This is a genomic window from Massilia sp. Masssp93, from assembly GCF_059491295.1.
On sequence record NZ_CP168502.1, the window covers coordinates 3,945,279 to 3,972,277 of the forward strand.

Genomic DNA, 26,999 nt, shown 5'->3' on the forward strand with positions numbered 1-26,999 from the left:
TTTCTGGCCAGCAGTACCCATATCGAATGGGCCGGCGCCGAGGCCTAACGCACGGCCATGCCCGATTTCCGGTAAACTCGCCTGTTACTTGATCAGTTTTTACGCCATCGCACCAGGAAAAGCCATGCAAGACAATGCCCCCGCGCCTTCCAACCTCGTCGACTACGTCACGTCGTGCAGCCTGCCGACCCCGTGGGCGCAGTTCACCCTGCATGCGTTCGTGGAGCATGCGACCGGCAAGGAGCATCTGGCGATGACGCTGGGCGACCTGGCGACGGGCGACGCCCCGCTGGCGCGCATCCACTCGGAATGCCTGACGGGCGACGTCATGTTCTCGCAGCGCTGCGACTGCGGCGCCCAGCTGGAATCGGCGCTGCGCCGCATCGCCGACGAGGGCCGCGGCATCCTGCTGTACCTTCGCCAGGAAGGCCGCGGCATCGGCCTCGTCAACAAGATCCGCGCCTACCGCCTGCAGGAAGCGGGGGCCGACACGGTCGAAGCCAACCTGCAGCTGGGCTTCCATGCCGACGCCCGCAACTATGAACTGGTGCTGCCGATGCTGGAACAGTTCGGCATCGAATCCGTGCGCCTGATGACGAACAACCCGCGCAAGATCGACGCCCTCGGCAAGCTGGGCATCAAGGTCGCCGAGCGCGTGCCGCTGCTCGTCAACCGCAACGTCTACAACGACAACTACCTGAACACCAAGCAGGCCAAGCTGGGCCACATGATGAACCCGGTCACCGAAGCCGCGCTCGACAGCGAAGCGTAAGCGCCTGCCGCGCGCGGTTCTGGCAAGATGGTGCCAACCTCTTGCCAGCCCGAGGATGCCATGCGCTTCCCGTCCGCCGTCCGCGCCTTCGCCGTCACCGCCGTCATCCTCGGCGCCGCCGCATCGCTTGCCGTTGCCGCGGGCAAGGCCGGCACCGCCGCCCAGCGCGCGAAACCGGCGCCGCAGCCGCCCCTCGTGATCCCGCCCGCCACGCCGCCCGCCACGACGCCGCCCGCGCCCGGCCCGGGCGAGACGGACGAGACGGCCGCGCTGCCCACGCCGTCCAGCGCCGCGCAAACCCTGTATTCCGCCGCCAGGGCCGACCTGCTGCAGATCCGCATGCTGCTCAGGAACGGTCGCAGCCAGTCCAGCGTCGGCTCCGGCTTCCTCGTCGGGACCGGCAACCTCGTGCTGACCAATTACCACGTCGTGTCGCAGATGGCCCTCGATCCGGACGTCTACGTCGGCGCATACGTCGACACCGACGGCAAGAGCGGCCCCGTCGAACTGCTGGCCGTCGACGTGCTGCACGACCTGGCCGTGGTGCGCGTCGACCGCGACGGCACGGGCTTTTTCAAGGTGCCGGACAAGCCCGTGAAACTCGCGCAGGGCCAGTACCTGTATTCGCTCGGCAACCCGCTCGACCTCGGCTTCGCCATCTCGGAAGGGGCGTACAACGGCATCGTCACGCGCAGCTTTTATGAGCAGCTGATCTTCACGGGGCCCATCAATTCGGGCATGAGCGGCGGTCCCACGGTCACGGCGGCGGGCGTCGTGGCGGGCGTGAACGTCTCCAAGCGGCGCGACGGCGAACTGGTCAGCTTCCTCGTTCCCGTCAGGTATGCCCAGGAATTGCTGCGCAAGGCGGAACAGCAGCCGCATCCGCCCAAGGATTTCAACCCGCTCATCGGCCAGCAATTGCTGGCGCACCAGCGCGCGCTGATCGACCGCCTGCTGGCGGAACCGCTCTCGATGCGCGCGATGGGGCCGTACCAGGTGCCCGTGCGCGAATCGCAGCAGTTGCGCTGCTGGGGCCGCTCGAACTTCCGCGCCGAGGCCGAGTACACGCTCGACGCCGTCAGTTGCGCGATGGAAGCGGCCGTGTATGTGTCGGACAGCCAGCAGACGGGCCACGTGTCGATGACGCACCAGGTGCTCCGCTCGAGCGCCCTGCATCCGCTGCAGTTCGCCGTGCTGGCCAGCAGCCGCTTCCGCGTGGACAGCATCGGCGCCGGCCGCGACACCCGCCTCACGCGCCCGGCCTGCACCGAGATGTTCGTGCACACGGCCACCCTGCCCGTGCGCGCGGTGACGTGCGTGCGCGCCTACCGCAAGTTCGCGGGCCTGTACAACTTCACCCTGCTGGCCGCCAGCACGGACGATCCGCACGCCAGCCTGCAGAGCCGCCTCGACCTGGCCGGCGTCTCGTACGACAACGGCCTGCGCGCCACGCGCGCCTTCCTGTCCGCGCTCGGGCGCAGCCGCCGATGAACGGGCCCTGGTTCGTCGAGCTGCTGGCCCGCAACGGCGACGTGCTGCAGCGCCAGTGCGTGGCCGGCCTGCCCATCCGCATCGGGCGCGGCTACGACAACGACGTGATCCTGGACGACGACTACGCGGCCGCCGCGCATGCCGTCGTCGACCTGGATGCGGCCGGCCGCCTGCTGCTGCGCGACCTCGGCAGCCGCAACGGCATCGTCGTCGCTGGCCGTCGCCTGCACGAGGCCGCGCTGTCCGGCGACACGGTCGTACGCATCGGCCACACCCCGCTGCGGGTGCGCGCGGCCGACTTTCCGGTCGCGCCGGAACTCCTCGACCGCACCTTCCACGGCTGGGAAGGCGTGCTGCCGGGCAGCGTCGGCCTGGTGCTCGCCGGTGCCGTCGCGCTGCTGGCGCGCTGGCTCGGCGACACCGACTATTTCGCGTGGGCGCGCTACGCCGAGGCGCTCGCGGGCGGCCTGGCCGCGGCGCTGCTGTGGGGCGGCGTGTGGGCGTTCGCGAACCGCCTGTTCGGCCGCCACGCGCGCCTCGGGCGCCACCTGTTCGTGTCCGGCTGCGGTGCGGCGGCCATCGCCGGCTATGCGCTGCTGGGCAGCACGCTCGGTTACGCGTTCTCGGCCGAAGGGTTCACGCATTACGCGTCGCACGTGGCGACGCTGCTGCTGGCCGGGATGATTTATTTTCACTTGTGCACGATCCGCCCGCAAAACCGCGTCCGCTACCGCTGGATCTGCGCCGGCCTCGCCGTGCTCAGCTCCAGCCTGATCCTGGCCGGCAACGTGCAGCGCACGGGACGCTGGTCGGACGAACTGTACATGCCGGTGCTGCTGCCGCCGGCCGTCCGGCTGAGTCCCGATCATGGCGTGGACGAGTTCATGCGCGAGGTGGAGGCGATGAAGGGGCCGCTCGATCGCAGCCGGGGGCGCAAGCCGGGCGACGACGACATCGAAAATTAATGTGGCATATTGTCGAAATCGGCCGCACGGTTCGTCGTATCAACAGACCTTCACCCACCAGGAGACGAGATGTCCAGACTCAAAGTCCACTGCTTTTCCATGTCCCTCGACGGCTTCGGCGCCGGCCCGAACCAGAGCTTGCAGAACCCGCTGGGCGAACGTGGCGGCGAACTGCACCAGTGGTTCCGCGGCACGCGCACCTTCCAGCGCATGCTGGGCGACGAAACGAAGGGGACCGACGGCCCGGACGAGGACTTCGCCGCGCGCGGCTTCGAGAACATCGGCGCCTGGATCCTGGGCCGCAACATGTTCGGCCCGGTCCGCGGGCCGTGGCCCGACGACGAGTGGAAAGGCTGGTGGGGCGACGAACCGCCCTACCACTGCGACGTGTTCGTCCTGACGCACCACGCGCGCGCGCCGCTCGCGATGAAGGGCGGCACGACGTTTTACTTCGTCACCGACGGCATCGAGGCCGCGCTCGGGCGCGCACGGGAAGCCGCGGGCGGCAAGGATGTGCGCCTGGGCGGCGGCGTGTCCACCATCCGCCAGTACCTGCAGGCCGGGCTCGTCGACGAGATGCACCTGGCCGTCGCGCCCGTGCTGCTGGGCGCCGGCGAGGCGCTGCTGGCCGGGATCGACCTGCCCGCGCTCGGCTTCAAATGCACCGAACACGTGCCCACCCGGGCGGCCACGCACGTGGTATTGAGCCGCGGCTGACGCTTACGTGAGCGGGATCGTCAGCCGCGCGATCTCGACCGACCCGTCCTCGTCGAAGATGGGACAGCGCTCGCCGATCGCGACGGCCTCGTTGAAATCCGTCGCCTCGACGATGGAGTAGCCGCACAGCGAGCTGGCGGATTCCTTCGGCCCCAGCAGCCGGCGCGGCACCTCGACAGCGCTGTGCGTGAGGCTGCCGCGGTCGACGACGCGCGAGCCGAGTCCGTCGAACCAGGCGGACCAGCGCGACCGGTCGTGGCGCGTGGCCGCATCGGGGCCGGGCGTGCCGTGGTACACGAACAGGAAACGTTCCATGACTTCCTCCTGTGATTGGTGGCTTCGGCTCGACGTTAGCAGAAGCGCGGCGCGGATGCCGCCGCCGTGCCTTTTGACAATCGCACAAGGATGACCGATCATCGCCGCATGACCTTCCTGCGCCGCAATGCCGTCTTCGTCTCCGCCTGGGTCCTGTTCTGGATCCTGATGATGCTCGTCGCCGTGCAGGACTTCATGCGCAACGAGCAAAGCCATGCGATCTGGAAACCGCTCCTGTGGGAAGGCTCGTCGGCGCTGGTCATCAGCGTGCTCGCCTTCATGCAGCTGCGCTGGTCGCACGGGGACGAGGCGCTGCTCGGCATGCCGCGGCGCTGGTTCGCGCACCAGGCGCGCTGGCTGCTGATGTACTGGATCGCCTTCGTGCCCCTGGCCTTCGGCATCCGCGACGCCGTGTACGCGTTGGTCGGCCAGACGTATCGCCACGATCCCGTGCCGCAGCTGTTCCTGTACGAATCGATGAAGATCACGATCTTCTTCTGGCTGTTCATGGCGATCCGCTTCGGCGTCCTCTCGTACCGCGCCCTGCTCGACGCGCGGCTGCGGGCGGAACGGTCGAACACCCTGCTGCGCCAGGCCCAGCTGCAACGCCTGGGCCAGCAGATGCAGCCGCACTTCCTGTTCAACGCGCTGAACACGGTGTCGGCGCTGATCTGGACGGACCCCGCGCGCGCCGACGCCACGCTGACGCAGCTCGCCGACGTGCTGCGCGAAACGCTGGCCCTCGGCGACCGCCACGCCGCGCCGCTCGCGACCGAGCTGCGCCTCGCGCGCGGCTACGCGGACGTGATGGCCGAGCGCTTCGCCGACCGCGTCGACATCGCCTGGCAGGTCGACGACACGCTGCTCGACCGCGACGTTCCGGTGATGAGCCTGCAGCCGCTGCTGGAAAACGTGTTCAAGCACACGGTCGAACGGCGCCGCGGCCAGACCCATATCGACGTCTACGCCCGCCGCGACGGCAACGCGCTGGTGCTGGGCGTCGAGGACGATGCCGGCAAGCTGACGGCGTCGGAGCGGCCCGGCGGCATCGGCCTGTCGAACCTGCGCGCCCGCATCCAGGCGCTGTACGGCGACGCGGGCCGGCTCGACATCACGGCGCGGCCGCAGGGCGGCGTGCGCGCGGAGCTGAGAGTGCCGTGCGCCTCCTGATCGTCGACGACGAGCGCCCCGCGCGCGCCAAGCTGCGCCACCTGCTCGCGCAGCAGGACGGCATTGCCGCCGTCGACGAAGCGGCCGACGGCATCGAAGCGCTGGAGCGCATCGCCGCCTTCCGCCCGGACGCGCTGCTGCTCGACATCGAGATGCCCGAGCTGTCCGGCATCGAACTGGCCGCCTCGCTGCCGGAACCGGCGCCGCTCGTCGTGTTCGTCACGGCGTACGAGCGCTATGCGTGCCAGGCATTCGACGCCGACGCGATCGACTACCTGCTCAAGCCCTACGATGGCGAACGCCTGGGCCGCGCACTGGCCCGATTACGAAAAAAACTGCAGGCGCGGCCGGACGGACAGGCCGCCCTGCCGCCCGCGCCGCTGGAACAATTGCTGGTGAGCGAACGCGGCGTCACGCGCATCGTGCGCGTCGCCGACATCCAGTGGATCGAGACGGCCGACAACTACGTCGTGCTGCACACGGCCGAAGGCGCTCCGCTGCTGCGCCAGACCCTCGCCGGCCTCGTCGAACGGCTGGGTGCCGGCTTCGTGCGCTGCCACCGGCGCGCAGCCGTGGCGGTGGGCTGGATCGAGCGGATCGTCGCCCTGGACAAGGGCGACGGAGAATTGCAGCTGCGCGGCGGCGCACGGGTGCCGTGCAGCCGCCAGTACCGCGCCGACGTGATGGCGCGGCTATAGGACGGCCGCGGCTCAGCTTTCCAGCGCGGCCAGCAGCTTCGATCCGACCGGCGCACCCCAGCCCGTGCACGCATCCCAGCCGGCCTTGGCCGGATAAGCGCCGTTGTCGCCGCTCGTGATGTCGCGCATGGCGCCGCTGCCCGCCAGCGGACCGTACAGCAGCGGATTGAGCCAGCCCACCGGCTGCGCCAGCTTCTGGTTCAGCAGCGCGACGAGGCCCGCCCACAGCGGCGACACGGCGCTCGTGCCGCCGATCGTGTACGTCATGAAGTCGACGCGCACCCGGTAGCCCGTCGCGGGCGACGCATTGCCGGCCACGTCGGGCACGCCGCGCCCGACCCGTCCGCCCGGATTGACCGACGCCGGCACGCCCGCATCCGCCTGCCAGGCCGGCAGGTCGAACACGTCGCTGACGCCGCCGCCCGTGGCGCTGCTGGTGGGATCGTCGTTCCACACGGTTTCGCTCTCGATCGTGCTGCCGCCGACGGTCAGGCGCGTGCCGCCGCAGCCCAGCACGTACGGGCTGGACGCGGGGAAGTCGGCATGCGCGAGGCCGTCCGGCGTGCCGTTGTCCGGGTTCTGGTCGCCGCTGCCGGCGTCGCCCGCCGCGCAGCACACCGTCACGCCCAGCGCGGCCGCGGACTCGAACGCCTGGTTCATCGCCGCGAGGCCCTGCTCGGTCCACTCCGATTCCGGCGCGCCCCAGCTGATCGAGATCACGGACGGCTTGTGGACGTCGTCGTGGACGGCGGCCGCGATCGCGTCGACGAAGCCCTGCTCGCTGTTCGGCGCAAAATACACGGCGATGTGCGCCTTGGGCGCGACGGCGCCGGCGACCTCGATGTCGAGCATCACTTCGGCATCCGCGCTCCACGGCAGCGACGGGCTGTTCTTGCCGCCGTCGACGGAGACGGTCGTCACGCTGGGCGTCGCCAGGTTCAGGCTCTTGAAGTAGGCCTTGAGATCCTTGCTGCGATAGCCGCCGCCCAGCTCGACGATGGCGATGCACTGGCCGCTGCCGTCCAGGCCGGCCGGAAAGTCGTACAGCTTCGCCAGGTCGACGCCGGTGTAGCCCGACGTCGCCTGCGCGTCGGATGGCGCCGCGCCGGAAGGCATCGACGCCAGCTGCGCCGCCTGCGCCGAATCTTTCGAGAACTTGAAATGCGGCCGCGCGATGGGCACGTCCTCGATGCCGAACACGCCTTCGACGATGCCGTCCAGCTCGGGCGGCAGGTGCACGGGCGCCGTGCGGCGGCGCGAGATGCCGGCCGCGTGCTCGACGTGTTCGATGGTCGTGCCGAACGCGGCGCTGACCTGGCCGGCCGTGCCGGACAGCACGATGCTGCGCGCCGCCGGCCGGCGCTCGACGACGACGAGGCCGGCCTGCTGCGCGAAGGCGGCGACGGCATCGAGATCGGCGTCGCTGGCGCCGTGCCGTGCGGCGAACTCGGCGCGCGTCAGGTAGTTGCGCTGGCCGGGTTTCGTATCGAGCGGATGCGCCGCCAGAGGTGCACGCCGGCGCACGAGGACGGTGATCTCGAAGCGTTCGTTGGCCGGTGCCGGTCCGAGGGACCGCAAGTCGGCGATGGTTGCGGGCACGCTGCCCTGGAGTTTGACCATGATTCACCTCGTTGAAAGACGGCCCGGCGGGTCCGGGCACCATCTGCCAGTGTGCGCGCGGGCCGGATCTGCTTATTGATTGGCGATAATTCCGAATGCTGACGTGCGATGACATCACCGCACGAGCTTGCATTCGTATTAAAATAATCGCGCGACTGTGAGCGCTAACATATCAATAAGGAGACATGATGATCGACAGGAATCGGCGTGATCTGATCCTTGCCGCCGGCGGCGCGCTGGCGGCGGGTGCGGTGGGCAACATGGCATGGGCGGCCCCGCCCGATCGCAAGCTGGGCTACGCGATCGTCGGCCTCGGCTCGTACGGCCTGGGCATCATCATCCCGCAATTCAAGAACTGCCAGAACAGCCGCCTCGTCGCCCTGGTCAGCGGCGATCCGGCCAAGGCGAAGCGCGTGGCGCAGGAATACGGCGTCCCGGAAAAGAACATCTATAACTACCAGAACTACGACGACATCCGCAACAATCCCGACATCGACGTCGTCTACGTCTGCTTGCCCGTGGGCATGCACGCCGAGTACACGATCCGCGCGGCCAAGGCCGGCAAGCACGTGCTGTGCGAAAAGCCGATGGCCGTGTCGTCGGCCGAATGCGAGGCGATGATCGCGGCCTGCCGCCAGGCCGGCAAGAAGCTCATGATCGGCTACCGCTGCCACTTCGAGCCGTACAACCTGGAAGCCGTGCGCCGCGCGCGCGCGGGCGAGATCGGCAAGCTGCGCTACTTCCGCTCCGAGCACGGCTACACGTTCCGCGACCCGAACGCGTGGCGCCTGAAAAAGGCGCTGGCGGGCGGCGGGTCGATGATGGACATCGGCATCTACGCCCTCAACGCGGCGCGCTACATGACGGGCGAGGAGCCAACCGCCGTCTACGCCCAGGAAACGACGGACCGCAAGGACCCGCGCTTTCGCGAAGTGGAAGACATGATCGGCTTCCAGCTCGAATTCCCGTCCGGCGTGGTCGGCTCGTGCATGTCGATGTACAGCGCCAACCAGAACCACATCCTGCTGATGGGCGACAAGGGACGCATCGAAATGGAACCGGCCACCGGCTACCACGGCAACCGGCTGTGGGTGGGCAACGGCCGCGAGAACGAGATCACCCCGCGGCCCGGCCCCGGCGCCACGCAATGGGCCGGCCAGCTCGACCACATGTCGCAATGCGTGCTGCAGGACCGCGAGCCGATCGTCGCGGGCGAGGAAGGCTTGCGCGACCTGCGCATCATCGAAGCGATCTACCGCTCGGCGCGCGAGCAGAAGCGCGTGGTGCTCAAGGCCTGAACGGCATCAATATGGCGATCCGGTGACGTCCAGCCGGATCCGCCAGATCGCGCCGGCGCCCGTCAGGAACAGCGTCTTGCCGTCGGCGCCGCCGAACGCGGCGTTCGTGACGTTGGCGTCCGTGCGGATCGTCGCCAGCTCTTTTCCCTCCGGCGAGAACACGCGCACGCGCCTGGCCGGGTGCTCGCTCACGTAGAGATTGCCGTGGCAGTCGACGGCCATGCCGTCCGGGACGTCGAGTCCCTTCACGATGTCGCGCCCCTGCCCCGGCACGCCGTTCACGATCGGGTAGGCGCGCAGGAAGCCGTCGCCCGCGTTCACGTACAGCACATCGCCGGCGGGCGACAGCGAGACGCCGTTCGGATTCGGCCGGCTGCCGTCGACGAGCGTCACCTTGCCGTCCGTGCCGACCCGGTACACGCCCGTGACGGGCTGGCCGCCGGGTGCCGCCGCCTTCTGGAAATCCGGGTCCGTGAAATAGATCGTGCCGTCCCTGGCGATGGCGATGTCGTTCGGCGAATCGAACACCTGGCCTTTGTAGTTGCCGGCGATGGTCGTGCGCTTGCCGTCCGCGAGCGCATAGCGCGACAAGGCCTTGTACTTGTGCGTGGCCGCGACGATGTCGCCATGCGCATCGACGGCCAGGCCATTGCTGCCGCTGTCCTCGACGACCGTGCTCACGGTGCCGTCCAGCGCCAGCTTGCGGATGCGCGACGGGAAGCCGGGCGCGAAGCTGAAATCGGAAAAATACAGGGCGTCCTTGATCCACACGGGTCCCTCGTACAGGCCGGCCTCGCTGCGCGACGGCCGCACGGCCACGATGCGCTCGGCGCGCAGTTCGCCGGACGGCGCCGGGCCGCAGGCCGGCGCGGCGTGGGCGCCGGCGGCGCAGGCCAGCGCCAGCAGGGGGCCGGAAAGTGCGAGGACGGTGCGGAGCTGCATGGGATGCCTTTCGTTCGATGGTCGGAGAAATTCATTGTAGCGCTTGTCCGACCCGCGATGTAGTCAGTCGTCCTCCGCGTCCTCGGCAACCCGGCGATCGTCCTTGTAGCGGCATGGTTCGATCTTCGGCGACGCCGCCGCATGGCACCAGCCCATGCCGTGGCGCCGGCCGTCCGCATCGATGCCGCCGGTGAACACGACGTTGTCCGCTGCCGGCCATTGATAGTCGCCGTACAGCCATTTCCCGCGAATCGGTGCGCTGCCGCCAGCCGGCACGAAGGTGCCCTCGCCATGCGCCTCGCCGCGCAGGAACGTCGTCTCCAGCCGGCCCTCCTTCGTCACGAGGACGCCGGCCCCGGCGGGCAGCGCGTCGTCGACGCCGCCTTCATACGAGACCATCTTGCTGTCGGCCGGGAAGGTGATGCGACCTTTTCCGTGCGCCATGCCCTCCACGAATTCGCCTTCGTACGCGACGCCCCGCTCGCTCACCAGCTTGCCGTGGCCCGACGGCAGGCCGTGCACGAAATCGCCTTCGTAGTAGCTGCCGTTCAGGCGCGTCCATTTGCCCTTGCCGTGCGGCTTGCCATCGGCCAGCGCGCCTTCGTACACGGCCTCGCTCTTGTAGCGCAATCCCGCGCCCGCCGGGGTCGCGCTGCTCTCCATGTCGGCCAGGATTTCCAGGTTTTCCATCCACAGCGCGTCGAGCGGATGGTCGCCCGCGGCGCCGAACGCGACGGCGCTGCGCATGCTCTTGAGCGCTTCCGGCAACACATGGTTCCGGAGGTAGAGTTGCGCCAGCGCGCGGAAACTGCCCGGCGCCGGTTCATAGATGACCACGGTGTCCAGGACAGCGATGCCTTCCTGCGCCGGCCCGCTGTCGGGCGCCAGCGTGTACAGGTAACCGAGGCCATAGTAGGCCAGCGAATTGCCCGGGTCCGCCTGGATGGCGCGGCGATACAGCGGGCGCGCCTCCTCCAGCAAGGCTTCCCAGCCCGGCGTTCCGGTGTCGCGCATGGCGACCGCCGTCATGCGCAGGCTTTCGGCGCGTGCGGCCAGCAGCACGGGATCGTTCGGGTAGCGTTGCAGCAGCGTCGCCAGACGCGCCATGCCATCGTCGACGACGCCGCGATTGACGGCGATCGCGTTGGCCTTCGCATCGTCCGGATGGAGCTTGAGATTGGTCTCGATCAGCTCCTTCGCCACCTTGCGATCGCCCTTCGCGAAGCGCGGCACCACGTCCGCCAGCACGGCATAGGTGGCGGCACGATCGAGTTTGGTGACCTTCACCGGCACTTGCGGCAGATCGAGCCCGTCCTTGCCGGTCGAAAAACCGCGCGCCGTCAGGTGGCGCTGCACATAATTCCGCATGTCGCTGTCGAGTTCAGCATAAGACTTCTTGAATGCGAAACGGACGGCCTGGTCCTCGGACAACCCCATATTATGCAAGCGCAGATAATGGGCGAGTTGCCGGCGCAGCTCGGGGCTCGAATTGAAGTAATGGATCGCGTATTTCGCACGGGCGTAGAAGCGCGCCGTATCGGCGGTGCCGCTCCTTGTCTCGTCGAATTTCAGCCTGGTCGTATTGAACAGCCATTTCGTGTCGAGATCGACCCTGCCCATCCGGTCGACCAGCCACGCTTCGCGCCCGCTGCCTTCCACCGGATGGCCGAACCACGCCATGCCGTCCTGGATCACCAGCGACGACCAGTATTCGGACATCCCTTCGTCATACCACCGCGGATAAGACGTCGTTTCGGGCGAATAATGCATCAGGAAATGGTGATACTCATGCAGGATCGTCGCGCGCGCCCAATCGCTCGTATCGGCCGACGTGGCGTAATCTTCGATCCTGGCCAGTGCCGCGTAACCGTAGCGCGACAGGCTGAATACGCCGGCCAGGTTTTTGTGCAGGCCCAGTGTCGAGAAGCTGCTCCTGCCCATCGCCACGATCGTCAGCGGCGGCCCGTCCAGCGACTGCGCGCCGCGCACGCGATTCGAGATATACCGCAGGTTTTCCAGGTCGACGATCATCCGGCGCGCGACGGCTTCCGGCTGTTCCGTGACGACCCGGAAATTCGGACTGTCGATTTCGATCCAGTCCTTGTCGACGAGATCGCTCGCATCGCTGGCGTGCGCCAGCGGTATCACCATGAACAGGATGGACAGCGCGCGGGTGAGGTGGCGCAAGGGGAATGTGGCAAAAGGATTATTCATGCCGCCATTCTAGATCGCATGCATATCCGAAATAGTCACCAATTATTGCGACGGCTGCGGCAGCTCAGCCGCATCATTTGCGATTTATATAATCGATATGTGAAATCCCAATTGGATTTATTTCCGCCATCCCCGGATAATCCGAACCGTCTCCTCTATCTTCCTCCAAGAAAATAGATTCAGCCCGCCCCGTGCGGGCTTTTTTTTGCCCGTCCGGATGAGCGCCGTGCAGGGCCGGCGGCGCAATGACCGTCCGGCCCTCGTCATGCCAGGATCAGTTGGTTTTGCCCGTTGCGTTCACTAGGAACGTCTGGCCGTTTCCTTGACCGCGAATGCATACGTCAGATTGACGGTGCGGCCTCCGGTGAGCGGCGTCCGCAACGAAAACGATACCGTGGCACCATCCTTGATGACCTGTCCATTCGCCAGACCGGAGATCGTCGGCGTGACGGCGCCCGTGCTGTCCTTCGCGGTCAGATTCACGATCGTGAAATTGCCCCCCTGGGCCGCGAGCTTGTAGTCACCGATCGATGCATCCGTCACACCCACGATCATCTGATTGAAAGACATCGTGCTGGAATACGGGAAAGCGTCGCGCGTGTCTCCGAACAGCGAATTTTCGATCAGGGACAGCGAACCGGCCCCCGCACTGGCAGTCGTGATCGGGAAGGTCCACTTCAGGGAGTCGGCCATGGGCGTGGTGCGGGAGAAGTTGTCGGCATCGTACTCGAGGACGGACGGGGTACTCGCGGCCGGTGCCGTGAACGTATAGCTGCGGTGTACCGGCACGCCCGGATAGACCTTGTCGAAGAAGCCGTACTGGGGCACTGCCGCGTCGTTGGCGAAATACATCTTGAAAGTCGCCTCGTCGATCGCCGCAGTCGTGTTATTGGTCTGCGTGTAGTTCACCTTGTAGTTCTTGTATTGTGTTCCCTGGTCGCTCGTTTCGATGGAGTCGAGTGTCACGAACAGCCCGTTGCGTGCCTGGTAGGCCTGGCCGAGGTACGTCTGCACGGGCGCGGCGCCGAGGAGACGTTGCTTCATCCGCTCGACCGTCGTCGCGAACGCGGTCGCATCCGTGGAGTACGAAACATCGCCCAGCATGGCGCGAATGGTCGCATTGGCATCCAGTCCGGAATAGGCGTCGGACAGTTGTTTGGAATCGAGTCCCGTCGTATAGGCTGTGGCCACCGAGATCTTGTTATCGACCGATTTCCGGTCCGTGCCCATCGCACCGTTCATGATCTGGAGCGCCGCGTTCGCGCGCGTGATCGCGCCTTTGTCGAGCATGCCCGCCCAGTACGTGACGCCCGCAGACTCCGCCGCCCTGTTGAACAGGTTCTTGTAGATCGCGCTGATGAACGTCGCGTTATCGCCAGGATAAAGTGCTTGCGATTCGGCGCTCGTGGCGAAACTGTCGATCAACGCCTTGAGTGCGGTGTTACCGTCGTAGGCCTGCGTGATGCCGTCGATCGTCGTCGGCGCTCCCGCTGCCTTGTACAGCTGAGCAAAGTAGGCCAGTCCGGCGGGATCGGCCGGTCGGCCGAAGTAACCCACGTAGATCCGCTGCAACACATCCGTGTAGTCGGCCGCAGTCGTTGCACTCCCGGTCGCGGCCAGAAGGCGCGTACCGCTCATCTGCGCATTGCCGTTCGACCCGCCGCCACCGCAACCGGCCAGCAAGCCGATGACGGTGGCACCGCATATGAATTTACTCCTCGACCATTTATGTTGCATTCTTTTCCCCAAATTTTCCATTTTGCAATTTTAGATTGTTATTATTTCTAGTGCAATATGGAAATTGAACGGGAATGCTCCGTCGTGCGACGGCCGCCCCTGAACGGGACCGCCCGTGGTCCCGTCCGAACCGGTCGGGGCGCGCAGGCATCGATTTTTCCGACTCGCCCCGTCCCGCTCCCGCCTCGCCACATTCCGCTCGCCCGTGCGAACGCGGGCCACTAGTCTGACGTCGTCATCTCCACAACCAACCACGGACGATCCATCATGACGACTACCCGCCCGCTGCCGCGCTATCACTTCCTCGACTGGGTGCGCATCATCGCCTTCTTCCTGCTGATCCTTTACCACGTCGGCATGTATTACGTGACGTGGGACTGGCACGTGAAGAGCCCCCATGCGAGCGAATTCCTCGAACCGTACATGGCGCTGTCGTCGCCGTGGCGCCTGTCGCTGCTGTTCCTCGTGTCCGGCGTCGCGTCCAGCTGCATGCTGGCGAAGCTGAAACCCCTCGTGTTCCTGCGCAAGCGCAGCTGGCGCCTGTTGATACCGCTGGCGTTCGGCATGCTCGTCATCGTGCCGCCGCAGTCGTATTGCGAAGTCATCGAAAAGCTCGGCTATGCGGGCAGCTACGGCGACTTCATGCGTTTATACGTGCACGGCTACCACGGCTTCTGCAAGGACGGCTGCCTGATCCTGCCGACCTGGAACCACCTGTGGTTCGTCGCCTACCTGTGGGCGTACACGGTCGTGCTCGCACTGCTCATGCTGGTGCTGGGGCCGCGCTTCGACCGCCTCGCCGCCCGCCTCGGCCATGCGCTGACGGGCTGGAAACTCGTCGTGCTGCCGGCCGCCGTGCTCGCGCTGGCGCGCATGGTCATGCTGGACCGCTTTCCGATCACCCATGCGCTCATCGACGACTGGTACAACCATGCGCACTACCTGACCGTCTTCCTGCTCGGCGCCCTGATGGCGCGCGTGCCGGGCATCTGGCCGCGTGTCGCGGGGGTGCGCTGGCCGGGCCTGGCGCTCGCCCTGGCCGGCTGGGCAGCCATCATCATCTGGTACGCGCTGGACCACGGCGCCATCGCGGGCACGCGCTGGGAGCTGCTCGTCTATCCGATGCGCGCCGTGTATGTGCTGATGGCGTGGAGCGCGATCCTGGCCGCGTGCGGCTTCGCACAGCGCCACCTGGACCGCGACGGCCCGGCCCGGCGTTACCTGACCGAGGCCGTGTTCCCCGTCTACATCCTGCACCAGACCCTGATCGTCGTGCTGGCCCATGCGCTGAAAGCCCTGCACCGCGCGCCCGGCCTGGAAGCCATGCTGCTGGTCGTGCTCGTGACGGTGCTCAGCTTCACCGGCTTCGAGCTCGTGCGCCGGGTGCCGCTGCTGCGGCCCCTGTTCGGCCTCGGGCCGCGTGCCCCGACGGCATCCCCGGCCGAGGCAGCAGGCACGGCAGTCGGCACCGCAGCAGGCGCGACCACGCCGGCCTGACCGCCGCGCCGCAATGCGGTGTCAGTGCGTGGTGGCGGAACGCTGTTGCTGGCCACCCTGCTGGCCGGCCTGCTGGGCGCCCGCCGGCACGTGTTGCTGGGATGTGGATTGCGGCTGGGCGGCACCGTTACCCGGCCGCATGAACGGATCGCTGAACTGGCGCGCGGCTTCCTGCTGGGCACGCAGGCCGCGCTCGGTCTGCTCGGTGGCGTCGCGGGCCACCTCGTCGGCCAGGGCGCGGGCGGTGCGGGTCGTGTTCTGGACGTGCTGTTCGGTGACGCGGGCCATCTCGACCTGGGCATCGGCCGCCAGGCGCGCAATGTGCTGCTGGTAGGCGCGCAGCTTGTCGGCCGCGGGCTGGGTGCGCGCGGCGGCGGCGCTCAGCAGCTCGGACTGGCGATCCGTGCTCAGCACGTGCTTGCTGGCCAGCGTCGTTTCCTCCAGCATCGTCTGCACCAGCTGGATGTTCAGGTCGCACATCTGCTGGAATGACCTGAACAGCGACTTCGACATGTCGTTCAGGAATGCGGTCTGGGCATCGATATGGGTTCGCACCGCCGGCGCGATCGTTTGTGGAAATGGATACATGGTGTGCCTCGCAAAAAGAGTCGGTTGAACGGGCCGCAGCATCCGCCGCGGCACGAAGCTCACAGACTAAGGTCGCGAGGCAGACTTCATTTGATCTGGACTAATCGCGCGGGCTTGCATGCGTCCAGGCGGCGGCGATCGCGGACCCCAAAGCGCGTATTGACGAACGCGGACTATAATGATCTGCATCGCGCCGTCATCGGTATCGTTCAACGACGAGGGGCACATGTTGAAGCATCAACTGACTCTCCGGAACATTGCCGCATTCACACTCGCAACGAGCCTGGTGTCATGGGCCGCGCTTGCGTGTGCCCAGGCGGACCAGGCACAGGCCGGCGGTGCGCGCGACACGGCGGTCGTCGAGGTCACCGGCACCCGCCTGATGCGCACCGATGCCGCAACCCCGTCGCCGGTGGACATCATCACGCGCGCGGACATCGCGCAGTCGGGCAAGACGAACCTGTCCGACGTGGTGCGCGCCCTCACGGTCGACAACAACGGGTCGATCGGCCTCGGCAACGTCAGCGGATTCGCCATGGGATCGAGCGGCGTCGCCTTGCGCGGGCTGGCGGTCAATGCCACGCTGGTCCTGGTCAACGGCCGCCGGATGGTGCACTACGGCCTGGCCGACGACGTGCAGCGCACGTTCGTCAACCTGAGCGCGATTCCCCTCGATGTCGTCGACCGCATCGAAGTGCTGAAAGACGGCGCCTCGGCGATCTACGGTTCCGATGCGATCGCCGGCGTCGTCAACATTATTTTGCGCAAGCAGTACCAGGGCGCGTCGGCCGACGTCAGCTATGGGTGGACGGAAGGCGGCGGCGGCGCCATGCCGCGCGCCAGCCTGACGGGCGGCACCGGCAACCTGGACACCGACGGCTACAACGTGTTCGCCAACGTCGAAGCCTCGCGCCGGAACGGCGTGCCCAGCGGAGACAGGACCGGCCGCGCATGGATCGGCAACGGCGACCTGCGGCCGTACGGCTATGGCTTCACGGCGGGCGGCATCGGCCCGAATATCGGCGGCTGGTTCGACAATGCGAGCGGGACGGCGAACCCGAACCGCTTCGGCGCGGTCAGCCCGGCGACGGGGCCCCTCGCGTGGCGGCAATTGCCGGGCTGTACGTCGACCATCGCCCTGCCCGCCGGCCTGGGCGGCTGTCCCTACGACCGCGTCAGGGAATACGGCGCCGTCCTGCCCGAGGAAAGGAAGCTGAATCTTTACCTGCGCGGGACGATGCGGCTGGCGGGCAATGTCGAGCCTTATGTCGAGCTCGGCAGGTTTGCATCCGATACGAGGTCGACGTGGGTCTTCGGTCCGACCGGCGTCAACGAATTGTGGATCGATCCCGCCACCGATGCGGTGAAGGACAATACCCGGCTGCCGCTGCCGGCTGCGCACCCGGACAACCCGCTGGGCGCCGACGCCTTGCTCAGCTACCTGACCGCCGATGCGGGGCCGCGCAGCTTCGAGCATGACAGCACGGTCTGGCGCGCGCTGGTCGGTGTCGGGGGCGAGTGGGCCGGCTGGCGCTACGACACGGGCCTGCTGTATGGCCGCACCACGACCACGCGGGTCCTGCGCGGGTTCATCCGCGACAGCGTGTTGCGGGCGGGGCTGGCCGGCACGGGGCCGTTCGGCTACTACCGTCTCGGCGCCAATGCCGGCCTCAACCCGCCCGCGTTCTATCAAGCCTTGTCGCCCGAGATCTCGACCGACAACGTGTCGACGCTGACGATGCTCGATTTCAAGGCTTCGCGCGCATTGATGGCGCTGGCGGGCGGCCCGCTGGCGCTGTCGGTCGGCGCGGAATACCGGCACGAAACGCTGGACGCGCCCGCCCCGCCGTACACCGATACCGGCGACATCGTCGGCTGGCCCTACTATGTCTACAGCGGCAAGCAGACGGTGGCCTCGGCGTTCGCCGAAGCCCTGGCACCGGTGTCCAGGCAGCTGGAACTCGACGGCGCGGTGCGCGTCGACAAGGTGCGCGATTCGGAGACATCGGTCACACCCAAGTTCGGCGTCAAGTGGACCCCATGGCGCCAGTTGGTGTTGCGTGGCACCTATGCCGCCGGATTCCGCGCGCCCAACGAAGTCGAGCAGGGCGCCGCCAATACGAACGCCGCGGCGCTCGACCTGGCCGGGCACGGTTTCCTGAGCGTCGTCAGGACGATCGGCAATCCCGACCTGAAACCCGAAACGTCGAGGATGGTGACCCTCGGCGCCATCTACGAGCCACGGCGCGCGACGACCGTGGGCGCGACGTACTGGTGGCTCGAACGCAGCGACGAGATCAACGGCGCCGATCCGTACGCCATCCTGGCCGACAGCGCGGCGTTCAAGGGCGCGTCCGTCGTGCGCGATGCCCAGGGCAATGTGCTCGAGGTGAGCGCGCCCTTCCAGAACAACTCGCGCTCGCGGCTGCAGGGGATCGATGTCGACGTCAGCCACCGCCGGCCGATCGGCCGCTTCGGCACGCTGGGTGCCAGGCTCACGTGGACCTACCTCGATTATTACAAGAAGCAGTTTGCCGGGGGACCGACGGTCGACTATGCGGGCACCCATGGGCCGATGGTCGTCAGCGGCAACACGGGCACGCCGAAAAACCGGGTGAATGCCGTGCTGAGCTGGGAACGGGCGGCCAACCGCCTGTCCGCGTCCGTGTCGTACATCGGCAGCTACCTCAACAAGGACAACCTCGCCGCCCCCTGCTTCAACCAGTTCGCCGACGGCGCGCCGGCGCCGGCCGGCTGCCGGGTCGCGTCGTTCACCGCCGTCGACCTCCACGGCAGCCACCGGTTCGGCAAGCACACCGAGATGTACGTTTCCATCGGTAACGTGTTCGACCGTATCGCGCCGCTGGACCCGAGTGCCTACATCAACCTGAATTTCAATCCGTCCTTTCACCTGAGCGGTGCGATCGGCCGAACCTTCAACGTCGGTCTGAAACACGATTTCTGAACACCGGAGCCCCTATGCATGCAGACCGCGACAAGCACCCGACCGGATACGGATGGGTCATCGTGGCGATGCTGACGGCCCTGCCGGCGTGGGGTGCCGGGGGCACGACGCGCTATACCGAAGCGTTCCAGCGCTTCGGCGTCAGCGACGGCCTGGCAAACAACGTGGCCTTCGACGTCGCGCAGGACAAGTACGGCTTCATCTGGGTGACCACCCGCAACGGCATCGCGAAATTCGACGGCTCGGACTTCACCGTCTACCGCCCGGTGCCGCCCGACGCCAAGCGGCGCGTCGCCCAGTTCTACCAGACCATCGCCCATTCGCGGGACGGCAACCTGTGGTTCTGCTCGTGGGGGAACGGGCTGCTGAAACTCGACCTCGCCACCGAGCGATTCACGTTCTTCCGGCACGACGACCGCAAGCCGGATACCATCGCCGGCAACAACGTCTGGTTCGCGTTCGAGGACCGGGACGGCATGATGTGGGTGTCGAGCCAGGGCGGGCTGTCCCGCCTCGATCCGAAGACGGGCGTGGCGACGGTCTACCGGCACGACCCGCTGCGGCCCGACAGCCTGGCGAATCCGATCCCGACCCAGGTCGTGCAGGACAAGGACGGCATGCTGTGGGTCGGCACCTATGGCGGCGGACTCGACCGGCTGAATCCGGCCACCGGCAAGTTCAGCCATTACCGCCACGACGACAGCAACCCCAACTCGCTGGCCAACGATTCGGTCGAGGGACTGTTCCTCGATGCCGACGGCACGCTGTGGATCGCTACCGATGGCGGTCTCGACCATTTCGATCCGCGGGCGGGCACCTTCACGTTGTTCCGGCACGATCCCAACGACCCGGGCAGCCTGGCCAACAATGCGGTGCTGAAGGTGATGCGCGACAGCCGCGGCCAGCTCTGGACGTCGCACTGGGGCGGCGGCATCCACCGCATGGACCCGCGCACCGGCAAATTCATCCACTACCGCTACGATCCGGGCGACCCGTTGAGCGTGGCGTCGAACATGACGGAATACATGACGGAGTCGCGCGATCACGCGCTGTGGATCGCCACCTTCAACGGCCTGGTCCGCTTCGACGAGGAATCCGGGCGCTTCCACTCCATGTTCCAGCAGACGGGATTGTCCTCGACGTCCGGGCGCATGCTGGTGTCGGGCATGGCGACCGACCGCCACGGGCGCCTGTGGACCGTCAGCGAGGACGCGGGCGCCGTGCGCTACGACCCGGCCACCCGTACGTCGCGCCATTACCTGCCGGAGCCCGGCAACCCGCGCAGCCTGTCGGAAGTGGCGATCACCGCCATCGCCGTCGACGCCGACGGCACGGTCTGGCTGACGACCCGGGCCGGCCTCGACCGCTATGACGAGCGCACCGACAGTTTCGAGCGGGTCGCGCTGAGCCGGTACGCACCGCAGGGGGCCACGTCGGACAGCACCATCAGCGACCTGGCGATCGACCGCAACGGCATCCTCTGGATGTCGGTCTATGGCGTCGGGCTGCAGCGCTTCGACCCGAAGCGCAAGGTGCTGACCATCTATACCCACGACCCGGCCGCGCCGGCCAGCCTGGCCAGCAACCTGACGAATGCGGTGCTGGCGGCCCGGGACGGGTCGATCTGGGTGGCGGCCGATGCGGGCCTGAGCCGCTTCGATCCCGCCAGCGGCAAGTTCACCAATTTTACGGAACGGGACGGTCTCAGCACCCAGATCGCCAATGACCTGGCCGAGCTGCCCGACGGCACGATCCTCGTCGCGACCGACGTCGGAGTCAACCGCTACGCTGCGCACAGCGGCAGGTTCACCGCCTACACGGTGCAGCAAGGGATGCCGAGCAATTATGTGATGTCGCTCGAACCGGACGACCAGGGCAATATCTGGGCCGGCACGGACAAGGGCCTGGTGCGCATCGCGCCGTCTTCCGGCAAGATCCGGGTCTACGATGCGCGCGACGGCCTGCCCAGCAATCAGTTCTGGAACCATTCGGCCTACCGCGCCGCGGACGGCACCATGTATTTCGGCACCACCGACGGCCTGACCAGCTTCCATCCCGATTCCTTCAGGGACAATCCGGATGCGCCGCCGGTGTACATCACCGAGTTATCGCTGTTCAAGCACAAGGTCGTTGCCGGCCCCGACTCCCCGCTCGCCACCAGCGTCCACCTCGCCAAGGCCGTCACGCTCGATTACCGCCAGTCGAGCATCGGATTCCGGTTTGCCGCCCTCAATTACCGCTGGCCCGCCAAGAACCGGTACGCCTACCAGCTCGAAGGCTTCGACCGGGGCTGGACCTATGTCGACAGCGCGCATCGCGAGGCGGCCTACACCAACCTGTCTCCCGGCAATTACGTCTTCCGCGTCAAGGCGTCCAATAACGATGGGGTCTGGAACGACACCGGCGCGGCGCTCGCCATCACCATCACCCCGCCGTGGTGGCAGACGTGGACGTTCCGCGTGCTGATGGCGGTCCTGGCGCTGACGCTGACCTACGCGCTCTACCGGATGCGCGTGCGCCAGTTGCAGGCGCAGGCGCGCAAGCTGCAACGCATCGTCGACGAGCGCACGCACGACCTGCAGATCGCCAAGGAAAAGGCGGAAATCGCCAATCAGGTCAAGAGCACCTTCCTGGCCAATATGAGCCACGAACTGCGCACGCCGCTGAACGCGATCCTCGGCTATGCACAGATCCTGCGGCGCGACTCCCAGCAGCTGAGCGGGCGCCAGGCCGCCGGCCTGGCGACCATCCAGCAGAGCGGCCAGCACCTGCTCAACCTCATCAACGACATCCTGGACCTGGCGCGGATCGAGGCCGGCAAACTGAGCCTGTATCCGACCGACTGCGACCTCGCCGCGTTGCTCGATCTGGTGACGCAGATGATCCGCGTGAAGGCCAAGGAGAAGCACCTGTCGTTCAGGTGCGTGGCGCCGGACGTGCCGGCCGCCGTGACGGTCGACGAGAAACGCTTGCGCCAGGTCTTGCTGAACCTGCTGGGCAATGCCGTCAAGTTCACCGACCACGGCGAGGTCAGCCTGCGTGTGCTGAAGGTTGCCGCCCCCGCCGGCATGGTGCGCCTGCGCTTCGAAGTGGCCGACAGCGGCATCGGCATGACCGGCGAACAGATGGCGGGCATCTTCGAGCGCTTCGAACAGGCCGGCGACATGCGGCGGCGCGAAGGCGGGTCCGGGCTGGGCCTCGCCATCAGCCAGCAACTGATTCGCATGATGGGCGGGAATATCGAGGTCGCGAGCCAGCCGGGCAAGGGCAGCCTGTTCCGGTTCGAGCTGGACCTGCCGGCCGTCCCGGCGGCGCGCGCCGTCCTGCCCGCCCCGCAGATCGTCGGGTATCAAGGCCCGCGCAAGCGGGTACTCGTGGTGGACGACCTGGCGCAGAACCGCGTCCTCCTGATCGATGCGCTGCGGCCGCTGGGGTTCGAGGTGCTCGAGGCCGGGAACGGCCAGGAATGCCTCGATCTGCTCGACGCCGTCGACCCCGACCTCATCGTGATGGACGTGATGATGCCGGTGATGGATGGGCGGGAAGCGACGCGCAGGATCCGGCAGCGCCCGCAGCGTGCCGGGATACCCGTCATCGTGTCCAGCGCCAGCGCCACCCGCGAGGACGAAGCGCAATGCTACGCGGCGGGCGCCGACGCCTTCCTGCCCAAGCCGATCGACAACGATCTGCTGCTGAAGACCATGGGCGACCTGTTGTCCCTGGCGTGGATCACCGCCCCGGAACGGGCGCCGGAAGCCCGGGAGCCCGGACAGGCGGCCGACGTCATCGTGCCCCCGCCGGACGAGATCGAGACGCTGTACCAGCTCGCGCGGGCGGGCAATATGCAAAGCCTGTGCGCACGGGCCGACTACCTGAACGACCTGGACGCACGCTATGCCCCCTTTGCCCAGCAGTTGCGCGCGCTGGCGGAAAGCTACCAGTCGAAAGCCATTCTCGCCCTTGTCGAGCGGTGTCGCGCGGCGCACGGCGCGCTGCGGACCGGGAATCCGCAGCAATGACGCGCCGCTTATTTCGACAGGCTCCGGCGCATCGTCGCGTTTCCCTTGCCGTCCGCCGTCGGCGTCAAACTACTTTGGTCCAACAGTGCGGTCAAGGCTTCGGCCGGCACCGCCTGGCTGTAATAAAACCCCTGCGCGGCCAGGCAGCCGTGCGCCGTCAGGAAGGAGACGTGCTCGGCACTGTCGACCCCTTCCGCAATGAGGTTCAGGTGCAGGCTGTGCGCCATCGCGATGATGGCGGCGACGATCGCGGCATCGTGCGTTTCCTCGTTGATGCCGATGACGAACGAGCGGTCGATCTTGAGCGCGTGAATGGGAAAGTTCTGCAGATAGGCGAGGCTCGAATAGCCGGTGCCGAAGTCGTCGATGGACAACTGCACGCCCATATTGCTCAGCTGGTGCAGGACCGCGATATTGTCGTCGCTGGGCTGCATCGTCACGCTTTCGGTGATTTCGAGCTCGAGCGCGTCGGCCGGGATGCCCGTTTCCTCGAGCACCTGCGCCACGAAGTTCGTCAGATTGGCCTGGGCAAATTGCCGGGCCGAGAGGTTGACCGCGATCCGCATTTCGGGATGCCCCCCGTCGCGCCAGCGCCTGAGCTGCGCGCAAGCCTGGCGCAACACCCATTCGCCGATCGGCACGATGATGCCGGTCTCTTCCGCAATGGCGATGAACTCCACGCAGGAGCGCGGCGCCTTGCCCGGCGGCGTCCAGCGCAGCAGCGCTTCGGCCGAAAAGATCCGCCCGCTTTCCATGTCCACCTGGGGCTGGTAGTACACGGAGAACTCGTCGTGGGCGAGCGCCTGGCGCAACTGGTTGGTCGCCGCCATGCGCCGCCTGGCCGCTTCGTGCAGGGCCGCCGTGAAGAACTGGTAGTTCCCGCGCCCCTTTTGCTTGGCCTTGTACATGGCCGCATGGGCCGCGTGCAGCAGCGCGGAGGCGTCGCCGCCATCGGACGGAAAGAGGCTGACGCCGATGCTGGCACTGACGTGCAGCTCGTGGCCGTCGACGGCAAACGGCCGGCTGAGGGAATCCAGGATCTTGCTGGCCACCAGCGCGGCGTCGTTACTGGTCGGCAGGGCGGACAGGCAGACCCCGAACGCATTGCCGCCCAGGCAGCCGAGGCTGTCGCCTTCACGCGTACATTGCTGGAGCCGGGTGGCGACCGCTTGCAGCATGCGATCGCCGATCTGGTTGCCGAGGGAATCGTTGATGGTCTTGAAGTGGTCCAGGTCGATGTGCAGCTGCGCGACCATTTCATGCTGGTGGCGGCGCGCCTGCGCGATCGCCTGGTTGATCCGGTCTTCCAGCAGCAGGCGGTTGGGCAGCCCGGTCAGGGCGTCGTGGTGCGCCATGTAGTCGATCCGCCGCTCCGCCTGGTTGTACTCGGCGATCTTCTGCTCCAGGCTGGCATTGGTGCGGACCAGCTCGGCGGTGCGTTCGGCCACCCGCGCTTCGAGCGCATCGTTCGCGGCCTGCAAGTCCGCTTCCGCGCGCCGGCGCATGGCAATTTCTTGCTGCAGCTGCGTATTTTGCTGGGCCAGGCGCTTTTGCGCACTGCGCAGGGCAAGGTGCGTCGTGACGCGCGCCCACACTTCGTCGAGCTGGAACGGTTTCGTGATGTAGTCGACGCCGCCGGCCGAAAAGCCCGAGAGCTTGTCGTGGGTCTCGGACAGCGAGGTCATGAAAATGACTGGAATGTCGCGTGTGCCGGTGGCGGCCTTCAGGCGGCGGCAGGTCTCGAAACCGTCCATGCCGGGCATCATCACATCGAGCAGGATCAGGTCGGGCTGGACGAATTCGGCACGCGCCAATCCCTCCTCGCCTTCCTGCGCGACCGCCACCCGAACCCGGCGACCTTCGAGATACTCCACCAGGATGCCGACATTGGCGGGCGTATCGTCGACGATCAGGACGGTTGGGGTGTCCACATCCGGTGGCACGACAGAGATCGCCATAATCGAATCCGTCCACTGACAACAACACTCGCAGGGACACACGCTTGCAACTAGATTCTAACAAATTCTGACATCGAGACAACGAAGACTTCAGGACAGTGCCGCCCCGCAATCCTTGCAGAACCTGGCATCGGCCTCGTGGCCCTTGCTGCCGCAGGCGGCGCAGGCGCGCGCGGGCCGCGCCGCGCCGCGGCGGCGATCGTTGCGGTGCGCCGAGAGTTCGGCGGTCACGATCCCGGTCGGCACGGCGAGGATGCCCCAGCCGAGCAGCATCATGAACGACGCGATGGCCTTCCCCAGGTTCGTGTGCGGCGTGATGTCGCCATAGCCCACCGTCGTCATCGTCACGGTCGCCCAGTACATCGCGACCGGGATGCTCGTGTAGCCGTTCTTCGGTCCCTCGACGACGTACATGATCGTGCCGAGGATCAGGATCGCCATCAGCACGACGGACAGGAACACGAGGATCTTGCGCCGGCTGGCGGACAGCGCTTCGCCGAGGCGCGTGTATTCCTCGATGTAGAGCGTGAGCTTGAAGATGCGGAAGACGCGCAGCAGGCGCAGGATGCGGATGTCGAGCAGCAGTTCCGTGCCCGGCATCAGGAGCGAGAAATACGAAGGCAGCACGGCCAGCAGGTCGATCACGCCGTAGAACCCGGTGGCGTAGCGCCACGGTCGCTGCACACACGCGAGCCGCGCCGCGTATTCGGCCGTGAACAGCGCCGTGAAGCCCCATTCGAGGCCGTTCAGCAGCGCGGCGTGGTCGCGGTGCAGCCACGGCACGCTGTCCAGCACGACGACGAGGATGCTGAGCAGGATCGCGAGCACGAGGGCGATGTCGAAGCGGCGGCCGGCCGGCGTGTCGGCCTCGAAGATGACGTCGTACATTCGCCGCCGCAGCCCGGCCGGCGGCTTCCCGTACTCGGCGGGCGACTGCGGCACGTATGCCCGCGCGCCGTCGCCGTCGTCGCCCTCGTGCGTCATGATCCGTGCGGCGAGGTGGGCGGCCCTTTCAGCTCGATCGTATTGCCTTCCGGGTCCTGCAGGTAGATCGACGGTCCTTCGCCCTCGGCGCCGAAACGCGATGCCGCCGGCCCGGCCTCGATGCCGTGCGCGGCCAGGTGGGTACGGATCGTGGCTTCGTCGAACGGCTCGACGCGGAAACAGAAATGGTCGACGTTGCGCCCTTCCGGCCCCGGCGCGGCGCCGCCCGCCGCACCCAGCTTGCCGTCGACGGGGATCAGGTCGACCATCGAGCTGCCGGCGCGCAGCTGCACGAGGCCGATCTCGTCCTGGCGCCGCACTTCGCGGCAGCCGAGCACGTCGCCATAGAATTTCAGCATGCGCGCGAGGTCGACGACGCGCAGCACGATGTGATCGATCTCGCGGATCGCGATGGGCGTGCGGACGAAGTCAGTCGGCATGGCGCTCCACCCACGTCGCAAAGCATTCCATGAACTGCTGCAGGAAGGTTTTCAAACCCTCGTCGGTCAGGTTGTCGCCGTCGAACTTGGCACCGACGCCGCCGATATACGCTTCGGGCGACTGCATGCACGGCATGTTGAGGAAGACGAGGCACTGGCGCACGGCGTGGTTGGCGCCGAAGCCGCCCAGGGCGCCCGGCGAGTTGCTGACGACGGCGCACGGCTTGGCCGTCCACGCGGCCTGGCCATACGGGCGCGAACCGACGTCGATGGCGTTCTTCAGGACGCCCGGCAGCGAACGGTTGTATTCCGGGGTGCAGAACAGGACGCCGTCGGCTTCGCGGATGCGGTTGCGGAATTCGGTCCACGTGGCGGGCGGGGTCTCGGTCTCGTCATCCTGGTTGTACAGCGGCAGCTGGGAGATGTCGACGATCTCCAGTTCGAGCGTGGGCGGCGCCACCAGCATCAGGCTCCTGGCCAGCTTGCGGGTGAACGAGTCCTTGCGCAGGCTGCCGACGAGTACTGCGATCTTGCGAGTTGCCATGACGGTCCTTTCGTTCTTGATGGGTCGTACGGAGTCCAAAGTGTAACGACTTTCCGCCCGGACCG

The 26,999-nt window shown here is 67.1% G+C and carries 20 protein-coding genes; 10 read left to right on the forward strand and 10 right to left on the reverse strand.

Annotated elements, in window-relative coordinates:
* Positions 1-124 precede the first annotated feature (124 nt).
* The 4 genes from ribA (at position 125) to ACEN9Q_RS16010 (ending at position 3,945) form a co-directional block, all read left to right on the forward strand.
* On the forward strand, positions 125-772 hold the full coding sequence (gene ribA, locus ACEN9Q_RS15995; RefSeq protein ID WP_056436540.1) for a GTP cyclohydrolase II: 648 nt from the start codon (positions 125-127) through the stop codon (positions 770-772).
* Between the two features lie 60 nt (positions 773-832).
* On the forward strand, positions 833-2,263 hold the full coding sequence (locus ACEN9Q_RS16000) for a S1 family peptidase (protein ID WP_056436543.1): 1,431 nt from the start codon (positions 833-835) through the stop codon (positions 2,261-2,263).
* The gene (locus ACEN9Q_RS16005; protein WP_495625271.1) at positions 2,260-3,228 is read left to right on the forward strand and encodes an FHA domain-containing protein; all 969 of its coding nucleotides are present in this window, start codon (positions 2,260-2,262) and stop codon (positions 3,226-3,228) included. The genes ACEN9Q_RS16000 and ACEN9Q_RS16005 overlap by 4 nt, the downstream gene beginning before the upstream one ends.
* 69 nt (positions 3,229-3,297) lie before the next feature.
* Positions 3,298-3,945 (forward strand): dihydrofolate reductase family protein, encoded by a 648-nt coding sequence (locus tag ACEN9Q_RS16010; protein WP_495625272.1) that lies wholly within the window; start codon positions 3,298-3,300, stop codon positions 3,943-3,945.
* A gap of 3 nt (positions 3,946-3,948) precedes the next feature.
* Here ACEN9Q_RS16010 and ACEN9Q_RS16015 read toward each other — a convergent pair whose 3' ends face one another.
* Positions 3,949-4,260 carry a YciI family protein gene (locus ACEN9Q_RS16015; RefSeq protein ID WP_056436552.1) on the reverse strand — a complete coding sequence of 104 codons (312 nt, stop codon included), beginning with the start codon at positions 4,258-4,260 and terminating at the stop codon, positions 3,949-3,951.
* Positions 4,261-4,350: 90 nt separating this feature from the next.
* Between ACEN9Q_RS16015 and ACEN9Q_RS16020 the strand changes: the two genes are divergently transcribed.
* Both ACEN9Q_RS16020 and ACEN9Q_RS16025 read left to right on the forward strand, forming a co-directional pair.
* Positions 4,351-5,430: a sensor histidine kinase gene (locus tag ACEN9Q_RS16020; protein ID WP_495625273.1), complete on the forward strand. Its 1,080-nt coding sequence runs from the start codon at positions 4,351-4,353 to the stop codon at positions 5,428-5,430.
* The gene (locus tag ACEN9Q_RS16025; protein WP_495625274.1) at positions 5,418-6,128 is read left to right on the forward strand and encodes a LytR/AlgR family response regulator transcription factor; all 711 of its coding nucleotides are present in this window, start codon (positions 5,418-5,420) and stop codon (positions 6,126-6,128) included. The genes ACEN9Q_RS16020 and ACEN9Q_RS16025 overlap by 13 nt, the downstream gene beginning before the upstream one ends.
* Positions 6,129-6,140: 12 nt before the next feature.
* On the opposite strand, the gene ACEN9Q_RS16030 is transcribed toward ACEN9Q_RS16025, so the two are convergent.
* On the reverse strand, positions 6,141-7,748 hold the full coding sequence (locus ACEN9Q_RS16030; protein ID WP_056436564.1) for a S53 family peptidase: 1,608 nt from the start codon (positions 7,746-7,748) through the stop codon (positions 6,141-6,143).
* A gap of 188 nt (positions 7,749-7,936) precedes the next feature.
* Between ACEN9Q_RS16030 and ACEN9Q_RS16035 the strand changes: the two genes are divergently transcribed.
* A complete protein-coding gene (locus tag ACEN9Q_RS16035) occupies positions 7,937-9,046 on the forward strand; it encodes a Gfo/Idh/MocA family protein (protein ID WP_056436952.1) in 1,110 nt (369 codons plus the stop codon).
* A gap of 6 nt (positions 9,047-9,052) precedes the next feature.
* Here ACEN9Q_RS16035 and ACEN9Q_RS16040 read toward each other — a convergent pair whose 3' ends face one another.
* The 3 genes from ACEN9Q_RS16040 to ACEN9Q_RS16050 all read right to left on the reverse strand — a co-directional run bounded on the left by ACEN9Q_RS16040 (position 9,053) and on the right by ACEN9Q_RS16050 (position 13,939).
* On the reverse strand, positions 9,053-9,988 hold the full coding sequence (locus tag ACEN9Q_RS16040) for an SMP-30/gluconolactonase/LRE family protein (RefSeq protein ID WP_495625275.1): 936 nt from the start codon (positions 9,986-9,988) through the stop codon (positions 9,053-9,055).
* 63 nt (positions 9,989-10,051) lie between these two features.
* Entirely contained in the window at positions 10,052-12,202 is a 2,151-nt protein-coding gene (locus ACEN9Q_RS16045) for a hypothetical protein (protein ID WP_495625276.1), read from the reverse strand.
* A gap of 300 nt (positions 12,203-12,502) precedes the next feature.
* Positions 12,503-13,939, reverse strand: coding sequence for a DUF4214 domain-containing protein (locus ACEN9Q_RS16050; protein ID WP_495625277.1), 1,437 nt, complete (start codon positions 13,937-13,939; stop codon positions 12,503-12,505).
* 267 nt (positions 13,940-14,206) lie between these two features.
* On the opposite strand from ACEN9Q_RS16050, the gene ACEN9Q_RS16055 reads away from it, so the two are divergent.
* Positions 14,207-15,436: an acyltransferase family protein gene (locus tag ACEN9Q_RS16055; RefSeq protein WP_495625278.1), complete on the forward strand. Its 1,230-nt coding sequence runs from the start codon at positions 14,207-14,209 to the stop codon at positions 15,434-15,436.
* A gap of 21 nt (positions 15,437-15,457) precedes the next feature.
* On the opposite strand, the gene ACEN9Q_RS16060 is transcribed toward ACEN9Q_RS16055, so the two are convergent.
* Complete coding sequence (locus ACEN9Q_RS16060; protein ID WP_056436577.1) at positions 15,458-16,024, reverse strand: phasin family protein; 567 nt, start codon at positions 16,022-16,024, stop codon at positions 15,458-15,460.
* Positions 16,025-16,250: 226 nt separating this feature from the next.
* Between ACEN9Q_RS16060 and ACEN9Q_RS16065 the strand changes: the two genes are divergently transcribed.
* Complete coding sequence (locus tag ACEN9Q_RS16065) at positions 16,251-18,989, forward strand: TonB-dependent receptor (RefSeq protein WP_495625279.1); 2,739 nt, start codon at positions 16,251-16,253, stop codon at positions 18,987-18,989.
* A 14-nt stretch (positions 18,990-19,003) separates the two neighbouring features.
* Entirely contained in the window at positions 19,004-23,008 is a 4,005-nt protein-coding gene (locus ACEN9Q_RS16070; protein WP_495625280.1) for a two-component regulator propeller domain-containing protein, read from the forward strand.
* A gap of 8 nt (positions 23,009-23,016) precedes the next feature.
* On the opposite strand, the gene ACEN9Q_RS16075 is transcribed toward ACEN9Q_RS16070, so the two are convergent.
* From ACEN9Q_RS16075 to ACEN9Q_RS16090, 4 genes are all read right to left on the reverse strand, one after another.
* Positions 23,017-24,966, reverse strand: a complete 1,950-nt coding sequence (locus ACEN9Q_RS16075) for a putative bifunctional diguanylate cyclase/phosphodiesterase (RefSeq protein ID WP_495625281.1) — start codon at positions 24,964-24,966, stop codon at positions 23,017-23,019.
* A 90-nt stretch (positions 24,967-25,056) separates the two neighbouring features.
* The gene (locus ACEN9Q_RS16080) at positions 25,057-25,950 is read right to left on the reverse strand and encodes an ion transporter (protein ID WP_495625282.1); all 894 of its coding nucleotides are present in this window, start codon (positions 25,948-25,950) and stop codon (positions 25,057-25,059) included.
* Complete coding sequence (locus tag ACEN9Q_RS16085) at positions 25,947-26,390, reverse strand: VOC family protein (protein ID WP_495625283.1); 444 nt, start codon at positions 26,388-26,390, stop codon at positions 25,947-25,949. The genes ACEN9Q_RS16080 and ACEN9Q_RS16085 overlap by 4 nt, the downstream gene beginning before the upstream one ends.
* Positions 26,380-26,934 carry an NADPH-dependent FMN reductase gene (locus ACEN9Q_RS16090; protein WP_056436595.1) on the reverse strand — a complete coding sequence of 185 codons (555 nt, stop codon included), beginning with the start codon at positions 26,932-26,934 and terminating at the stop codon, positions 26,380-26,382. The genes ACEN9Q_RS16085 and ACEN9Q_RS16090 overlap by 11 nt, the downstream gene beginning before the upstream one ends.
* Between the last annotated feature and the right edge of the window lie 65 nt (positions 26,935-26,999).

What these genes read in the sequence shown, in the direction of transcription:
- ACEN9Q_RS16090 (WP_056436595.1), bottom strand. Translation starts at nt 26,934, where the DNA reads ATGGCAACTCGCAAGATCGCAGTACTCGTCGGCAGCCTGCGCAAGGAC.
- ACEN9Q_RS16005 (WP_495625271.1), top strand. Translation starts at nt 2,260, where the DNA reads ATGAACGGGCCCTGGTTCGTCGAGCTGCTGGCCCGCAACGGCGACGTG.
- ACEN9Q_RS16020 (WP_495625273.1), top strand. Translation starts at nt 4,351, where the DNA reads ATGACCGATCATCGCCGCATGACCTTCCTGCGCCGCAATGCCGTCTTC.
- ACEN9Q_RS16080 (WP_495625282.1), bottom strand. Translation starts at nt 25,950, where the DNA reads ATGACGCACGAGGGCGACGACGGCGACGGCGCGCGGGCATACGTGCCG.
- ACEN9Q_RS16055 (WP_495625278.1), top strand. Translation starts at nt 14,207, where the DNA reads ATGACGACTACCCGCCCGCTGCCGCGCTATCACTTCCTCGACTGGGTG.
- ACEN9Q_RS16070 (WP_495625280.1), top strand. Translation starts at nt 19,004, where the DNA reads ATGCATGCAGACCGCGACAAGCACCCGACCGGATACGGATGGGTCATC.
- ACEN9Q_RS16085 (WP_495625283.1), bottom strand. Translation starts at nt 26,390, where the DNA reads ATGCCGACTGACTTCGTCCGCACGCCCATCGCGATCCGCGAGATCGAT.
- ACEN9Q_RS16030 (WP_056436564.1), bottom strand. Translation starts at nt 7,748, where the DNA reads ATGGTCAAACTCCAGGGCAGCGTGCCCGCAACCATCGCCGACTTGCGG.
- ACEN9Q_RS16015 (WP_056436552.1), bottom strand. Translation starts at nt 4,260, where the DNA reads ATGGAACGTTTCCTGTTCGTGTACCACGGCACGCCCGGCCCCGATGCG.
- ACEN9Q_RS16075 (WP_495625281.1), bottom strand. Translation starts at nt 24,966, where the DNA reads ATGGCGATCTCTGTCGTGCCACCGGATGTGGACACCCCAACCGTCCTG.
- ACEN9Q_RS16010 (WP_495625272.1), top strand. Translation starts at nt 3,298, where the DNA reads ATGTCCAGACTCAAAGTCCACTGCTTTTCCATGTCCCTCGACGGCTTC.
- ACEN9Q_RS16035 (WP_056436952.1), top strand. Translation starts at nt 7,937, where the DNA reads ATGATCGACAGGAATCGGCGTGATCTGATCCTTGCCGCCGGCGGCGCG.
- ACEN9Q_RS16065 (WP_495625279.1), top strand. Translation starts at nt 16,251, where the DNA reads ATGTTGAAGCATCAACTGACTCTCCGGAACATTGCCGCATTCACACTC.
- ACEN9Q_RS16045 (WP_495625276.1), bottom strand. Translation starts at nt 12,202, where the DNA reads ATGAATAATCCTTTTGCCACATTCCCCTTGCGCCACCTCACCCGCGCG.
- ACEN9Q_RS16050 (WP_495625277.1), bottom strand. Translation starts at nt 13,939, where the DNA reads ATGCAACATAAATGGTCGAGGAGTAAATTCATATGCGGTGCCACCGTC.
- ribA (WP_056436540.1), top strand. Translation starts at nt 125, where the DNA reads ATGCAAGACAATGCCCCCGCGCCTTCCAACCTCGTCGACTACGTCACG.
- ACEN9Q_RS16060 (WP_056436577.1), bottom strand. Translation starts at nt 16,024, where the DNA reads ATGTATCCATTTCCACAAACGATCGCGCCGGCGGTGCGAACCCATATC.
- ACEN9Q_RS16000 (WP_056436543.1), top strand. Translation starts at nt 833, where the DNA reads ATGCGCTTCCCGTCCGCCGTCCGCGCCTTCGCCGTCACCGCCGTCATC.
- ACEN9Q_RS16040 (WP_495625275.1), bottom strand. Translation starts at nt 9,988, where the DNA reads ATGCAGCTCCGCACCGTCCTCGCACTTTCCGGCCCCCTGCTGGCGCTG.